16 protein-coding genes are annotated in these 14,647 nt (G+C 68.9%); 10 read left to right on the plus strand and 6 right to left on the minus strand.

Annotated elements, in window-relative coordinates:
- Positions 1–121: 121 nt before the first annotated feature.
- Complete coding sequence (locus tag ACK4IU_RS11390; RefSeq protein ID WP_409735059.1) at positions 122–709, minus strand: ATP-binding cassette domain-containing protein; 588 nt, start codon at positions 707–709, stop codon at positions 122–124.
- A 124-nt stretch (positions 710–833) separates the two neighbouring features.
- Here ACK4IU_RS11390 and ACK4IU_RS11395 point away from each other — a divergent pair, with 124 nt between their 5' ends.
- Entirely contained in the window at positions 834–1,829 is a 996-nt protein-coding gene (locus tag ACK4IU_RS11395; RefSeq protein ID WP_409735061.1) for a LacI family DNA-binding transcriptional regulator, read from the plus strand.
- A 74-nt stretch (positions 1,830–1,903) separates the two neighbouring features.
- Here the strand turns inward: ACK4IU_RS11395 and gndA are convergent, their stop codons facing one another.
- The 4 genes from gndA to ACK4IU_RS11415 form a co-directional block, all read right to left on the minus strand.
- Complete coding sequence (gene gndA, locus ACK4IU_RS11400) at positions 1,904–3,307, minus strand: NADP-dependent phosphogluconate dehydrogenase (RefSeq protein ID WP_409735063.1); 1,404 nt, start codon at positions 3,305–3,307, stop codon at positions 1,904–1,906.
- Entirely contained in the window at positions 3,298–4,188 is an 891-nt protein-coding gene (locus ACK4IU_RS11405) for an SMP-30/gluconolactonase/LRE family protein (RefSeq protein WP_409735065.1), read from the minus strand. The genes gndA and ACK4IU_RS11405 overlap by 10 nt, the downstream gene beginning before the upstream one ends.
- Positions 4,189–4,258: 70 nt before the next feature.
- On the minus strand, positions 4,259–5,287 hold the full coding sequence (locus ACK4IU_RS11410) for an L-idonate 5-dehydrogenase (protein WP_409735067.1): 1,029 nt from the start codon (positions 5,285–5,287) through the stop codon (positions 4,259–4,261).
- The gene (locus ACK4IU_RS11415) at positions 5,284–6,234 is read right to left on the minus strand and encodes a 2-hydroxyacid dehydrogenase (protein WP_409735070.1); all 951 of its coding nucleotides are present in this window, start codon (positions 6,232–6,234) and stop codon (positions 5,284–5,286) included. The genes ACK4IU_RS11410 and ACK4IU_RS11415 overlap by 4 nt, the downstream gene beginning before the upstream one ends.
- Before the next feature lie 91 nt (positions 6,235–6,325).
- Here ACK4IU_RS11415 and ACK4IU_RS11420 point away from each other — a divergent pair, with 91 nt between their 5' ends.
- From ACK4IU_RS11420 to ACK4IU_RS11440, 5 genes are read left to right on the plus strand one after another with little or no spacing between them, the layout of a single operon-like run.
- A complete protein-coding gene (locus tag ACK4IU_RS11420) occupies positions 6,326–7,081 on the plus strand; it encodes an SDR family oxidoreductase (protein ID WP_409735072.1) in 756 nt (251 codons plus the stop codon).
- Complete coding sequence (locus ACK4IU_RS11425; RefSeq protein ID WP_409735074.1) at positions 7,078–7,575, plus strand: gluconokinase; 498 nt, start codon at positions 7,078–7,080, stop codon at positions 7,573–7,575. Before ACK4IU_RS11420 ends, ACK4IU_RS11425 begins: the two co-directional genes overlap by 4 nt.
- On the plus strand, positions 7,572–8,465 hold the full coding sequence (locus ACK4IU_RS11430) for an NAD(P)-dependent oxidoreductase (RefSeq protein WP_409735076.1): 894 nt from the start codon (positions 7,572–7,574) through the stop codon (positions 8,463–8,465). Before ACK4IU_RS11425 ends, ACK4IU_RS11430 begins: the two co-directional genes overlap by 4 nt.
- On the plus strand, positions 8,462–8,800 hold the full coding sequence (locus ACK4IU_RS11435; RefSeq protein ID WP_409735077.1) for a hypothetical protein: 339 nt from the start codon (positions 8,462–8,464) through the stop codon (positions 8,798–8,800). Before ACK4IU_RS11430 ends, ACK4IU_RS11435 begins: the two co-directional genes overlap by 4 nt.
- Positions 8,797–9,813, plus strand: a complete 1,017-nt coding sequence (locus ACK4IU_RS11440) for a LacI family DNA-binding transcriptional regulator (protein WP_409735079.1) — start codon at positions 8,797–8,799, stop codon at positions 9,811–9,813. Before ACK4IU_RS11435 ends, ACK4IU_RS11440 begins: the two co-directional genes overlap by 4 nt.
- Positions 9,814–9,817: 4 nt before the next feature.
- Here the strand turns inward: ACK4IU_RS11440 and ACK4IU_RS11445 are convergent, their stop codons facing one another.
- The gene (locus ACK4IU_RS11445) at positions 9,818–10,708 is read right to left on the minus strand and encodes a LysR family transcriptional regulator (RefSeq protein WP_409735081.1); all 891 of its coding nucleotides are present in this window, start codon (positions 10,706–10,708) and stop codon (positions 9,818–9,820) included.
- Between the two features lie 130 nt (positions 10,709–10,838).
- Between ACK4IU_RS11445 and ACK4IU_RS11450 the strand changes: the two genes are divergently transcribed.
- The 4 genes from ACK4IU_RS11450 (at position 10,839) to ACK4IU_RS11465 (ending at position 14,572) form a co-directional block, all read left to right on the plus strand.
- On the plus strand, positions 10,839–11,246 hold the full coding sequence (locus ACK4IU_RS11450; protein WP_409735083.1) for a DoxX family protein: 408 nt from the start codon (positions 10,839–10,841) through the stop codon (positions 11,244–11,246).
- A gap of 53 nt (positions 11,247–11,299) precedes the next feature.
- Positions 11,300–12,121, plus strand: coding sequence for a 4,5-DOPA dioxygenase extradiol (gene ygiD, locus ACK4IU_RS11455; RefSeq protein WP_409735085.1), 822 nt, complete (start codon positions 11,300–11,302; stop codon positions 12,119–12,121).
- A gap of 115 nt (positions 12,122–12,236) precedes the next feature.
- Entirely contained in the window at positions 12,237–13,325 is a 1,089-nt protein-coding gene (locus tag ACK4IU_RS11460) for a LacI family DNA-binding transcriptional regulator (RefSeq protein WP_409735087.1), read from the plus strand.
- Complete coding sequence (locus ACK4IU_RS11465) at positions 13,322–14,572, plus strand: extracellular solute-binding protein (protein ID WP_409735089.1); 1,251 nt, start codon at positions 13,322–13,324, stop codon at positions 14,570–14,572. The genes ACK4IU_RS11460 and ACK4IU_RS11465 overlap by 4 nt, the downstream gene beginning before the upstream one ends.
- Positions 14,573–14,647: the final 75 nt, after the last annotated feature.

The raw sequence follows: 14,647 nt of genomic DNA on the forward strand, positions 1-14,647 counted from the left end.
GCAAACGCCACAACCAGGCCGTCATCGCGCTCGCCAGACGCCGCATCAACGTCGTCTGGGCAATGCTCACCACGCGCCAGCCCTTCACGGAGAACTTCAAAAGCGCAGCTTGACTTACGCACTAGGCTACACCCTTTGCCTTCAGGGGGCGGAGGGCGGAAAAGAGAAGCTCCACCTCGTCGGCGGGCAGGCTGGCGGTGGGCTCGTCCAGAACGAGGAAGTCGCAGTCGGCGGCGAGCGCCCGGGAGATGGCGACGAGGGATTTCTGGGTGCGGGTCAGGCTGGAGACGCGGGCAGTGGCGGGGAATTCGGCCTTGACCAGCTTGAGCGCCTCGTCGGCCCGGGCCTCGGTCGCCGTCCAGTCGATGCGACCAGCGCGGCGGACGTAGCCCAGCGCGAGGGCGATGTTTTCCGCAACCGACATCCAGTCGATCAGGCCGAGGTCCTGGTGGATGAAGGCGACCTTCTGGCCCCCCGCCTTTCCGGCTTCATGCGCGTAAGGGACGCCGTCGATCAGGACGCCGCCTTCGTCGGGGCGGTGGATGCCGCCAAGCACCTTGATGAGGGTGGACTTCCCCGCGCCGTTTTCGCCCAGAAGCGCCACGATCTCGCCGCGCGCGACCTTCAGCGACACGCCTTTCAGCGCCTGGGTCCCGCCGAAGGACTTGACGATGCGGTCGAAGAACAGGCCGTCGGACGACGGTTGCATGGGCTTGGCTCCTCCCCTTCCCGGGCGTGCCTGATCTTGCGTCAGGTTTACCGGTAACGTAGCCTAACGTGAGCCTGTGGGGTTTCCGAGTCAAGCGGAAAGTTATCGATAACATGGATCGCGGATGAAGGCCAATCTGGAGGACATCGCTAGGGCGGCGGGCGTGTCGAAGATGACGGTCAGCCGGGTATTGCGCGGCGGCACGGGGTTTTCCGAAGAGACGCGGGACCGGGTGGTCAAGGTGGCGGAAAGACTGGGGTATGTCCCGAACAAGCTGGCGGCGGCCTTCGGGTCTTATCAGGCCAGCACGCTGGTCGGCATGTGCGTGCCGCGCCTGACATCGGGCCTGTTCGCGCATGTGCTGGACGGGGTGGACCGGGCGCTGAGCCGGCTGGGCTATCAGCTGATGATCGGGGCCAACAACCATTCCACCGCCGAGGAGGAGGCCTGGGTGCGCCAGATCGCCAGCTGGCGTCCGGCGGGGCTGATTCTGTCGGGGCGGAACCATACGCCGGCGACGGTGGACCTTCTGCGCCAGGTGGCGGTGCCCGTGGTGGAGATCTGGGACCTGACCACCAGCCCGATCGACATGTCGGTGGGATTCTCGCACTACGACTGCGGGGTGGAGATGGGGCAGTTCCTGCTCCGCCGCGGGCGGCGGCGGGCGGGCTATGTGGGCGCCTTGGCGCGGGCCGACGTGATGGGCCAGGCGCGGCTGGAGGGGTTCCAGGCGGTGCTGGCGCAGGCAGGCGCGCCGCTGGTGGACCGCGAGGTGCTCTTGGACATGCCGGGGTTCTATGCGGGGTATTACGGGCTGGAGGTGCTGCTGACACGGACGCCGGACCTGGACGTCGTCTATTTCCACAACGACGACATGGCGGTGGGGGGCCTCGCCTATGCGCAGGCAAAGGGAATCCGGGTGCCGGAGGACCTGGGGATCGCCGGTTGGGGGGGGATGGAGGCGGCCTCGATCCTGCCGAAGCGGCTGACGACGACGGTGGTGCCGACGACGGCCATCGGCAAGGCGGCGGCGGAGGCGCTGGTGGCGCGGCTGAAGGGCGAGCCGGGGCAGGAGGTGACGGTGGTCCCGACACGGCTGGTGCCGGGCGAGACGGGGTAGCGGGGCGCGGAGTTTTCAAAAACTCCGCGACGGAGCCTTTGAAGGCTCCGGTCCGATTTCTTTGAAGAAATCGGTTACGCCTGCGCCCAGGGGCCGTGGTGGAGGTCCCTGCCGTCCAGCCGGTCGAAGCCGTGCAGGCCGAAGAAGTCGCGCTGCGCCTGGATCATGTTCGCCGTCCCCCGCGCGGTGCGCATCGCGTCGAACCAGGCGAGGCCCGCCGACAGCGCGGGCAGCGCATGGCCGTGCAGCGCCGCTGCCGCCACGATGCGGCGGAGGGCGGGGAGGCAGCGCTTGATCTCGGCCGTGAAGCGGGGGGCGAGGATGAGGTTGCGCGCGGGGTCTTCGGTCAGGGCTTGCGCCATGGCGTCGAGCATCGAGGACCGGATGATGCAGCCCGCGCGCCAGACCCTTGCGATGGCGGGCAGTTGCAGGTCCCAGCCGAAGGCGACCCCGGCCGCGGCGGTCATCGTGAAGCCCTGCGCGTAGCATAGGATCTTGCCGGCGGTGAGCGCATCCTGGAGGTCGGCCAGCGTCACCCCGGGCGTGGGTTCCGGCGCGGGGCCATAGACCGCCTCGCCCGCGCGGCGTTCGTCGAGCCGGGCCGAGATGTTGCGGGCGGCGACGGCGGCCTCGATCACCGGGATCGGGGCGGAGAGGTGCTGCGCCTCGATCGCGGTCCAGCGGCCGGTGCCCTTCTGGCCCGCCTTGTCGAGGATCACGTCAAGAAGCGCCGCGCCGGTGAGGGGGTCCTTCGCGGCGGCGACCTCGGCGGAAATCTCGATGAGGTAGCTTTGCAGGACGCCCCTGTTCCAGTCGGCGAAGGTCTCGGCGATGCTTGGCGCGGGCAGGCCAAGGCCGTCGCGCATGATGCCGTAGACTTCGGCGATCATCTGCATGTCGGCGTATTCGATGCCGTTGTGAACGGTCTTGACGAAATGGCCGGCTCCCGCCGGACCCATCCAGTCGGCGCAGGGCTGGTCCTTGTGTTTCGCGGCGATGGCGTGAAGGACCGGTGCGATGCGGTCCCAATCCTCGCGCGCCCCACCGCCCATGATCGCGGGGCCGTGGCGGGCGCCGTCCTCGCCGCCCGAGACGCCCATGCCGAGGAAGCGGAACGGCAGGCCGGCGGCGGCGCGGCGGTTGGTGTCGTGGAAGTTGGCGTTGCCAGCGTCGATCACCAGGTCGTCGGGCGACAGGTGCGGGGTGAGCGCGGCCAGCATGTCATCGACCGCGGGGCCTGCGGGGACCATCAGGATGATGGCGCGCGGCGGGGCCATGGCGGCAACGAGGTCGGCGAGGGAGTCGGCGGGGATGATTCGGTCGGCCAGCTCTCCGGCGCCGGCCTTGAAGGCGTGGGTGACGCTGGTCGTCCGGTTCCAGACGGCGATGGGAAAGCCCTTTTCGGCGATGTTCAGCGCCAGGGCTGCGCCCATGGTGCCAAGGCCGATCAGGCCGGTCTGCGGTTTCGTCACGGCCATTGCACTCCGTTGCGGTTGAGGACGACGGAATAGAGGCTGGTCGTCGCGGTGATGAACAGCCGGTGCTTGGCCCGGCCGCCGAAGCAGATGTTGGACACGATCTCGGGCACCAGTATCTTGCCCAGAAGCCGTCCGTCCGGCGCGATGCAATGCACGCCGTCCCCGGCCGAGGACCAGACATTGCCCTCGCTGTCCACCCGGATGCCATCGGCGCAGCCCCGGTCGATGGTGTGGAACAGGCGCCCGTTCACCGGACGGCCATCCACCATGTCGAAGACGCGGATGTGCTGCGGGTCGCTTTCATGCATCCGCCCGGTGTCGGCGACGTAGAGCCGGCTTTCGTCCGGGCTGAAGGCCAGGCCGTTCGGGCAGGCCATGTCGGTGATGACCGCCTCGATCCCACCCGAGGGGTCAACGCGATAGACGGAACAGGGGAGTTCCTGCGGCGACTTGAAGCCTTCGTAGTCGGTCATGATCCCGTAATGCGGGTCGGTGAACCAGATCGCGCCGTCGCGGGCGACGATCACGTCGTTGGGGCTGTTCAGCGGCTTGCCCCGGTAGCCGTCGGCGAGGACGGTGATCTGCCCGTCCCATTCCGTCCGGGTCACCCGCCGGGCGCCGTGCTCGCAGCTGACGAGCCGCCCCTGCCGGTCGCGGGTATGTCCGTTCGCGTAGTTCGAAGGCTGGCGGAAAGTGGTGATCCCGTCGTCCGTCCAGCGCAGGATGCGGTTGTTCGGAATGTCCGAGAAGAGAAGACAGCCGAGGTCGCCGAACCAGACCGGCCCTTCCGCCCAGTCGAAGCCGGTGGCCAGCCGCTTCAGCGGCGCGTTGAACATCACATAACGGGCGAAGGCCGGGTCGTGGATTTCGAAGAATGACATGGCGGGCTCCTTCTTCTCTTGCTGCGCCGGTGTCGCCGGGCGACAGGGTTTGCGCGCGAGCGTGTTCCGGTCAAGCCGGGAAGTCGATCTGCGCCTTCATCGCGCGGCTGCGGTCCGAGGCGAGGCGGAAGGCATCCTCGGCCTGCGCCAGGGGCACGGTATGGGTGATGAGCGGCTTCACGTCGATCAGGCCCTTCTGCATCAGGCCCACGCCGACGGCGAATTCGGGGTGAAAGCGGAAGCTGCCCCGCAGATCCAGCTCCTTGGCGGTGATCGCCATCATCGGCAGGGTCATGTCGCCGCCGAGGCCGAGTTGCAGGATCACGCCCCTTGGGCGGAGCGCGGCTATGCCCGAAGCCAGCGCGGCGGCGACCCCGGTGCATTCGTAAAGCACGTCGAAGTGGCCCTTGTCGGCGCCATAGGCGGCGAGGGCATCCGGGTCGGTGCCGGTGTTGATGACCCGGTCGGCCCCGACGCGGGAGGCGAGCGACAGGGTGAAATCCGACAGGTCGGTCGCCACGATCTCGGCCGCGCCGGCGCGGCGGGCGGCGAGGATCGCCAGCGTGCCGATCGGGCCGCAGCCGGTGACGAGAACTCTTTTCCCGAGCATATCTCCGGCCCGGCAGGTGGCGTGGAGCGTGACGGCGAGGGGTTCGGCCATCGCGGCCTCGCCCGGGGTCAGGCCGGTGGCATCGACGCATTGGCTGGCGTCGGCGGTCAGGATTTCTCGGAAGGCGCCCTGGATGTGGGGGAAGGGCATCGCGCTGCCGTAGAAGCGCATGTTGAGGCACTGGTTGGGCAGGCCTTCGAGGCAGAACTTGCAGGTGCCGCAGGGGCGCGAGGGGGAGACGGCGACGAGTTGGCCCTTGGCGAAGGCACTGGTGCCGGGGTCCTCGACATAAGCCGAGACCTCGTGGCCGAGGATCATCGGTTCCTTCAGCCGCACGGCCCCGAAGCCGCCGTGGTTGTAGTAGTGCAGGTCCGAGCCGCAGACGCCCCCTGTGGCGAGGCGAAGGCGGAGTTGGCCGGGGCCGAGGGGCTCGGGCTCGCGGTCCTCGATGCGCAGGTCCTTCGGGCCGTGAATGACGATGGCTTTCACGGCAGCACCGGCGTGATCAGGGGTTGGCCCGCGAAATGGGCGGTCAGGTTGTCGCGCATGAGTTTGCCCATCGCCTTGCGGGTATCGACCGTGCCCGAGCCGTGGTGGGGTTGGAGGAGGACGTTCGGGGCGGACAGGAAACGGGGGTTGAGGTTCGGCTCGCCCTCGAACACGTCCAGCGCGGCGCCGGCGATGGCCCCGGTTTCCAGCGCGTCGAGGAGGGCCGTTTCGTCCACATTCGCGGCGCGGCTGATGTTGATGACGGTGCCGTCGCGGCCGAGGGCCTGAAGGACCTTGGCGTTGACGATGTGGCGGGTCTCGGGCGTGGCGGCCAATGCGACGAACAGGTGGTCGCAATTGCGGGCAAGCTCAACAGCGTCGGGAATGTAGGTCCAGGCCTCGGCCCCCGGTTTGGGGCTGCGGGCGGAATAGGCGATCTTCATGCCGAAGCCTTCGCAACGACGGGCGATGGCCGCCCCGATCCGCCCAAGACCCAGGATGCCCGCGCGGGTGCCCGAAACCTTGCGGGTCAGCGGGAACATGCCCTTGGTGGCCCAATCGCCGGAGCGGACCCATTCCTCCGCCTGCCCGGTGCGCCGCACGAGCGCCAGCAGCATGGCCAGCGCGATGTCGGCCACGTCCTCGGTCAAGACGTCGGGGGTGTTGGAGACCTTGATCCCCCGCGCCTTGCAGGAAGGCAGATGGACGGCATCGTAGCCCATGCCGAAGACCGCGATCATTTCGAGGTTGGGACAGGCGGCGATCATCGCCTCGGAGGCGCCAAGGTCGCCGCGCGTGGCGATGGCGCGCACCTTCGGGCCGACCGCGGCCAGAAAGGCGTCCTTGTCGGCGGCCTCCCACCAGCGATGCACGATGAAGGCGGCGTCGAGCGCCGTCTGGTCCCATTCCGGGTAGGGGCCGACCTGGAGAACCTGCGGTTTGGCCATCTTGTCCTCAGCGCGCTTGACAGGGTGTGTTATCGATAACATAAACGAGTCGAAATGCGCTTGTCGAGAGCGAAGTGAGCGGGAGAAGGACGTGGGACATCGGCTGTTCGATCTGACCGGAAAGCGGGCGCTGATTACCGGGTCGTCGCAGGGGATCGGGTTCGCGCTGGCGGAAGGGTTGGCCGAGGCAGGGGCTTCGGTCGTGCTGAACGCGCGGGATACCGGAAAGCTGGCGGCAGCGGCGGCGCGGATCGCGGGGGCCGAGATGCTGGCCTTCGACGCGACGGACCATGAGGCGGTACGGGCGGCGGTGGATGCGTTCGAGGCCCAGGGCAAGCCCATCGACATCCTGGTGAACAACGCCGGGATGCAGCACCGCGCGCCCCTGGAGGAGTTTCCGGCCGAGGCTTTCGAGCGTCTGTTGCAGACCAACATCGCGAGCGTGTTCCATGTGGGGCAGGCGGTCGCGCGGCACATGATCGCGCGGGGGCGGGGCAAGATCATCAACATCGCCAGCGTGCAGACCGCGCTGGCCCGGCCGGGGATCGCGCCCTACACGGCGACCAAGGGGGCCGTGGGCAACCTGACCAAGGGCATGGCGACGGACTGGGCGAAGCACGGGCTGAACTGCAACGCCATCGCGCCGGGCTATTTCGACACGCCCCTGAACGCGGCGCTGGTGGCGGACCCGGCCTTCAGCGCCTGGCTGGAAAAGCGCACCCCCGCGGGGCGCTGGGGCAAGGTCGAGGAGTTGCAGGGCGCCTGCATCTTCCTGGCCTCGGACGCCGCGAGCTTCGTCAACGGGCATATCCTGTATGTCGACGGGGGGATCACGGCATCGCTATGACGAGGCGGATCATCCTGATGGGCGTGGCGGGCTGCGGCAAGTCCTCGGTGGGCGAGGGCCTGGCGGCGCGCCTGGGCATCCCCTATCGCGACGGCGACGACCTGCATACGCCCGAGGCCGTGGAGAAGATGCGGGCGGGGATACCGCTGACGGACGAGGACCGCTGGCCCTGGCTGGACCGGGTAGCGGGAGTGCTGGCGGCGGAGGCTCCGGTCATCGTCGGCTGTTCGGCGCTGAAGCGGGTGTATCGGGACCGGATCCGGGCGGGCGCCGGGGGGCCGGTGCGGTTCGTCCATCTGGCGGGTAGCCGTGAGGTGATCGCCGCGCGGATGGCGAAGCGGACGGGGCACTACATGCCGACCTCGCTTCTGGACAGCCAGTTCGCGGCTCTGGAACCTCCGGGGCCGGAGGAGGCGCTGACGGTGGATATCGATCAACCGCTCGAGGCGATCGTCGACCAGATCGCCGTGCAGCTTGAGGGAGTGAAGCCATGACCATCGCGCTGATCGGGGCCGGGGCGATGGGGGGGGCCATCGGGGCGCGGCTGGTGGCGACGGGGACTGCGCTGCGGGTGTTCGACCTCGACCCGGCGAAGGTGGCGGCGCTGGTGGAGCTTGGGGCGGTTGCGGCCCCGTCGGCGGCCGAGGCCGCGCGGGGCGCGCAGGCGGTGATCCTGTCGCTGAACGCGGCGCATATCGTGCGGGCGGCGGTCTTCGGGGCTGGCGGAGTGGCAGAGGGCGCGGCGCCGGGAACGCTGGTGATCGACATGTCCTCGATCGACCCGGAGGCGACAAAGGCCCTGGCGACCGACGCCGCGGCGCGGGGCCTGCGCTGGGTGGACAGCCCGCTGTCGGGCGGCATCCCCAAGGCCGCGACGGGGGAGCTGACGCTGATGCAGGGCGGTGCGCCGGCGGACGTGGCCGAGGCGCAGGAGGTTCTGCGTGGTGTCGCGTCGAACCAGACGCGGATGGGCGGACCGGGGGCGGGGCAGACGACCAAGCTGATCAACCAGGTGCTGTGCGGGCTGGGATTCCTCGCGGTGGCCGAGGCGACGGCGCTGGCCGAGGCGGCGGGGGTGGATGCGGCGATGATCCCGAAGGCCTTGGCCGGGGGCCGGGCGGATTCGGCGATCCTGCAGGAATACATGCCCCGCATGGCCGCGCGGGATTACCGGCGGACGGGGCGGATCGACAACATGGTCAAGGACTTGAACGGCGCCGCCGACCTGGCACGCCTGACGCAGACGGCGATGCCGCTGACCGCGCTTTGCGCCGAGATCCACCGGATGCTGACGGCGGCGGGCCTTGGCGGCGAGGATCAGGCGGCGCTGATGGAGTTCTTTGCTGTTCGGAAAGACTGGGGCCCACGAAAGGATCCGGCATGATTACCCGCTATGCGCTGTTCGAGGGCATTTTGCGCGAGGGGCATGAAGAAGCCTTCCGCCGCGATGTGCTGGCGGAAATCCTGCCGGTCTGGCGCCGGTTCCCCGGCACACTGGCGGTGCATGTCACCTTCGCGGAGGACCGGGACGAAGGCGCACCGGAATACCCATTGATCCTGGCGATCGACTGGCCCGACATGGCGACGGTCGAAGCCTTCCTGGACCATCCGATCCGCAAGGAAGGCCGCGCCGCGACGGAAGCAGTGCTGGCGCGGCACTTTGAGGGTCGCATCCACCACCATGTCACCACGGCGCACAGTTTCACGCCCCTGACATGACAGGCCCGCGCAAGACCCCGACCATGGCCGATGTCGCCCGTCTTGCCGGTGTCTCGCCGATGACGGTCAGCCGGGCCTTCAAGCGGGACACATCCGTCAGCGAGGCGACGCGGGGTGCGATCCTGAAGGCGGCAGAGGAGTTGGGGTATGTGTTCGACTCGACGGCCTCGTCCCTGCGGTCGCAGCGGACGGATTTCGTCGCGGTGACGATCCCCTCGATCAACAACGCCAACTTCGCCGAGACGCTGCGGGGCCTGTCCGAGGGGCTGAAGGCGCGGGGGTTGCAGATCCTCTTGGGCTATACCGACTATGACATCCACGAGGAGGAGCGGCTGATCGAACAGCTTCTGCGCCGGCGGCCCGAGGCGATCGTGGTCACCGGGGGCAAGCATACACCCCGCGCGCGGCGCCTGCTGGAGAACGCGGGCCTTCCGGTGATCGAGACCTGGGACCTGCCGGCCCAGCCCATCGGGCATGTGGTGGGCTTTTCCAACGCCGAGGCTGTGCGGGGGATGATCGATCATTTCGTGGCCCAGGGGATCACGCGGATCGCCTTCATCGGGGGCGACGCGGACCGCGACACGCGGGGCACCGACCGGCGCGAGGGGTTCGTGGCGGCGATGCGGGCGCAGGGGCTGGATGCCAGCCGCCTGATCGACGCGGGCGCGCCCCCGATTTCGATGCGGGAAGGGGCGATGGCGATGGGGCGGCTTCTGGACACACTGCCGGATACGGAAGCCGTGATCTGCGTGTCGGACCTGTCGGCCTTCGGCGCCCTGACCGAATGCCAGCGGCGCGGCGTGCGGGTGCCGGAGGACATCTGGATCGCCGGTTTCGGCGATTACGAGATCGCCGAGGTCTCGGTCCCCGCGCTGACCACGATCAACCCTTTCCCGCGCGAGATCGGCGCAAGGGCGGCGGCGCTGATCCTCGACGTGCTGGACGGACGGCAGACCGAGCCCGCGACGCTGCGGATCGCGCCGGAACTGATAGTGCGGCAGTCCAGTCGCTAGGCGGTCAGAGGATGCCGGCGGCGCGCACGTCCTCGGCCGCGAAGTCGATCAGCGCCCGGATCTTGCGCGGCAGGACGCGGCCTTCCAGCCAGACCGCGGAAAGCTGGCCCTCCTCGCCCGGCCAGTCGGCCAGCACCGGGATGACCGCCCCCGCCTCGAGCGCCGCACGGGCCGCAAAGCGCGGGGCATAGGCCAGCCCCTGCCCCGCCGCCGCCAGTTCCACCGCCGCGCGGGCCGAGTTCACCCGGAACCGGCCCTGCACCGCGACGGGGACGGGCGGGCGCCCGAAGGCCCAGCGCCGGGGGTCGCGGCGGTTGGTGTCGAGGATGCAGTCATGCGCGGCCAGATCCTGCGGAGACGCGGGCTTCCCGCGCCGGGCGAGGTAGTCGGGGCTGGCCACCAGCACCGACCCGAAACCGCCGAGCCGGCGGACCTTCAGCGTCTGCGTGTCGGTCCGGCCCATGCGGAAGGCAAGGTCGATCCCCTCGGCCGCAAGGTCCACATGGCGGTCGTCGAGCCTCAGGTCGAAGGACAGCCCCGGATGCAGCCGGCCGAAACGGTCGAGCATCCCGGCGACATGCAGTTCGCCGAAGGTGACGGGGGCCGAAAGCCGGATCACCCCGGAGAACCCGCGCGAGCCTTCGGCGACCCCGGCGATCAGGTCGTCGAGATCGTCCAGAAGGGCCGGCGCGCGGGACAGGAGATCCTCGCCCGCCGGCGTCAGCCCGACCTTGCGCGTGGTGCGCTGCAACAGCCGCACGCCCAACCGCGCCTCGAGGCCGGCCACATATTTCGAGGTCAGGCGGTTGGACGTGCCCAGCTGCTCCGCCGCGGCGGTGAAGGATCCGGTCTGCGCGGTGGCGACGAAGGCCTTCAACTCGTCGATCAGGTCCATCGGCGCGTCTTTCGGAATGAAATGTGGATTATCAATCCACAATGTCGCCATTTCATTCCCAAGCGTCAAGACCTAGCTTTGCCTCATCGCATCCGCCGCCGGACGGGCGGCCCCTTGAAAGGACCCCGAGATGACCCCTAACTCCGATTACGCCGCCCTGATCCTGCGCGTCGCCAGCGGCGCCCTGTTCGTCGCCCATGGCCTGATGAAGGTCATGGTCTTCACCATCCCCGGCACGGTGGGTTATTTCGAAAGCCTCGGCCTGCCCGGCGTCCTCGCCTATCTGACCATCCTGGCCGAAGTCGGCGGCGGTCTTGCCCTCATCCTGGGCGTTGCCACCCGCGCGGTGGCGCTGGCGCTGATCCCGGTGCTTCTGGGCGCGACCTGGGTCCATGCCGGCAACGGCTGGGTCTTTTCCAGCGAAGGCGGCGGCTGGGAATTCCCGCTGTTCTGGGCCATCGTGCAGGGAGCCATCGCGCTGCTGGGCTCGGGCGCCTATGCGCTGAAACCCTCTGCCCGCGCGCTGGCCGCGGCCTGAACCCTCCGGGCTGCCCCGACAGGGGGCGGCCCCTTCGCCGAAAGGACAGGACCATGAGCGCGATCACCGACCTCAACGCCCTCCGCGACCGGCTGAAGCCCTCGGCCCGGATGCCCGTGGTGTTCCTGGGCCACGGCAGCCCGATGAACGCGCTGGAGGATACCGCCTACAGCCGCGCCTGGAGCGCGCTGGGACAGGCCCTGCCGCAACCGCAGGCGATCCTGGTCGTTTCGGCGCACTGGATGACGCGCGGCACGACGCTGGTCGATGTCTCGGCCCTGCCGAAGACGATCCACGATTTCTATGGCTTTCCCGACGCGCTTTACGCGATGGACTACCCCGCCCCCGGCAACCCGGAGCTGGCGCGCGAGGTGGTGAGCCTCCTGGCCAGCCACCATTCCGCCGAGGACGACACCTGGGGCCTCGACCACGGCGCCTGGACGGTGCTGAAGTTCCTCTATCCGCAGGCGAAGGTGCCGGTGTTCCAGGTCTCGATCGACATGAGCCGGGGGCTGGAGCACCAGCTCGAGGTCGGCCGCACGCTTGCCGCGCTGCGCGACCGGGGCGTGCTGATCCTGGGATCGGGCAACGTGGTGCACAATCTGCGCGCCATGCGGTTCGGCGGACAGCCGCTGGACTTCGCGCTGGAGTTCGACCGCCTGTTCGCCGACCGGCTGGAAGCGCGCGACCTGAAATCCCTGGCAGACCGCGAGGGGCTGGGCAGCCTGCTGACCATGGCGCATCCGACGGTGGATCACTACATGCCGGCGCTGACCATCGCCGGCGCCTCGGACGCCCGGGACCGGCTGACCTTCATGACCGACGCCATCGACCTCGGCTCGGTCTCGATGCGCTCCTTCGTCTTTCACGCCTGAGCCGATCTCTCCTCCCCGCCCGCGCAACCCGCGCTTGACAGAATCGGTCGAGTTGTGACACCGATGTCATGACACCGATGTCATAGCCGGACACCGCGCGGAGGGGAGGCCTCGCATGTCGACGATCTACGATGTCGCACGCCTGGCCGGCGTGTCGCCCAAGACGGTCAGCCGGGTGCTGAACGGCGACGGGCCGGTGGGCGAAAGGACGCGCGAGGTGGTCGAGGCCGCGATGCGCGAGCTGGGCTATGTCCGGTCGAACGCGGCGCGGATGATGCGGGCGCAGAAGTCGGGGATCGTCGGGCTGATCACCGGCGCGATTTCCACCAAGAACCAGCCTTCGACCCAGCAGGGCCTGCCGGACCTCTACATCGTGCAGGGCATCCAGCGGGCGCTGGATGCCTCCGGAATGACGCTGATGATCGCCGATACCGGGGGCCGGCAGGACCGTGTGCCCAAGCTGATCGACACCTTCCTGTCGCACCGGGTGGAAGGGCTGATCTATGTCGCCGAGTATCACCAGCCGGTGGACCTGCCCCCGGTGCCCGAGGATACGCCGCTGGTCCTGGCCAACTGCTATGACGACCGCGGCACCCCCGCCGTCCTGCCCGACGACCGCCGCCTGCAGGCCGACCTGGTGCGGCGCCTGATCGGCGCCGGGCACCGGCGGATCGCCATGCTGGCCCTGCGCCCCGACATGGCCGCCGGCCGGCTGCGGCCGCTGGGCTACCGCGATGCGCTGGCCGAGGCCGGGATCGCCTTCGACCCCGCCCTGCTGGCGCATGTGGATTTCGACCAGCCCGAGACCGGGCCGCAGCTGCTGTGGGACACGATCGACCGCCTGCTGCGGCTGGACGCGCCGCCCACGGTGCTGTGCTGCGGCAACGACCAGATGGCGCTGATGGTCTATGGCATCCTGCGCAGCATGGGCCGCAGGGTGCCCGACGAGATCGGCGTGGCGGGTTTCGACAACTATCGCGCCATCGCCGAGACGCTCTACCCGCCGCTGACCACGGTCGAGCTACCCTACAACGCCATGGGCGTCCGGGCGGGCGAGCGTCTGTTGCAGCTGATTTCCGGCGAGGGCCGGGATGACCACCGTCCGGTCCTGGTGGCCGGGCCTGTGCACTGGCGCGGTTCGGTCAACGAGCTTCGGACCGCGACTGTCGTTTCACTGATGACCCAGAGGGAGGAGAGCAAATGAAGATGTTCACCGTCGTGGCTTCGGCCGCGATCCTGGCCTGGGCCTCGGCCGCCGAGGCGCAGCAGACGCTGACCATGTGGTACCATGGCGCCGGCAACGAGGTCGAAAGCAAGATCATCAACCAGATCATCGCCGACTTCAACGGCAGCCAGTCCGACTGGAAGGTGGAACTGCAAAGCTTCCCGCAGGCGGCCTACAACGATTCCGTCGTCGCGGGCGCGCTGGCCGGCAACCTGCCCGACATCCTGGACGTGGACGGCCCCGTCATGCCGAACTGGGCCTGGGCGGGCTACATGCAGCCCCTGAAGATCGACGAATCGAAGATCGCCGACTTCCTGCCCGGCACCAAGGGCATCTGGAACGGCCAACTGTATTCGATCGGCCTGTGGGATGCCGCCGTGGCGCTGGTGACGCGCAAGTCCACCCTGGAAGAGCTGGGTCTGCGCATGCCCACCCTGGACCAGCCCTGGACCAAGGACGAATTCATGGCGGCACTCGATGCGGCCAAGGCCTCGGGCAAGTGGGACTATGCTCTGGACCTCGGCATGGCCTGGACCGGCGAATGGTATCCCTATGCCTTCTCGCCCTTCCTGCAAAGCTTCGGTGGCGACATCGTCGACCGCTCGACCTACAAGACGGCGGAAGGCGCGTTGAACGGCGAGGCTGCCCTTGCCTTCGGAGAGTGGTGGCAGGGCCTGTTCAAGAACGGCTATGCGCCCGCGACGCAGGACCCGGCGGATCGTGACGGCGGGTTCGCGGCAGGCAAGTATGCCTTCTCGTGGAACGGCAACTGGGCGGCGCTGAACACGCTGAAGGCCTTCCCCGACACGGTGTTCCTGCCCGCGCCCGACTTCGGGAACGGCCCCAAGATCGGTGCGGCCTCCTGGCAGTTCGGCGTCTCGGCCTCGTCCAAGCATCCCGAAGGCGCCGCGGCCTTCATCGAGTTCGCTCTTCAGGACAAGTATCTGGCGGCCTTCTCGGACGGCATCGGGTTGATCCCGCCGACCAAGACGGCAGCCGCGATGACCGAGCACTACAAGCCGGGTGGCGCGATGGAAGTGTTCTTCGGCCTCTCGGCCGCCCAGGCTCTCGTCCGTCCGGTGACCCCGGGCTATGTCGTGCAGGCCAAGGTGTTCGAGAAGGCGCTGGCCGACATCGCCAACGGGGCCGACGTGGCGGCGACGCTGGACGCGGCCGTAGACGAGATCAACGCCGACATCGAGAAGAACGGCGGCTACGGCCACTAGGACCGTCTGGCCCCGGAGCGGATCCGGGGCCGCGTTCCCGCTGACTTCCGGCTGGCGGTTCGCGCCGCCAGCCCT

The organism is Tabrizicola flagellatus (assembly GCF_046295235.1).
GTDB classification, from domain to species: Bacteria; Pseudomonadota; Alphaproteobacteria; order Rhodobacterales; family Rhodobacteraceae; genus Tabrizicola; species Tabrizicola flagellata_A.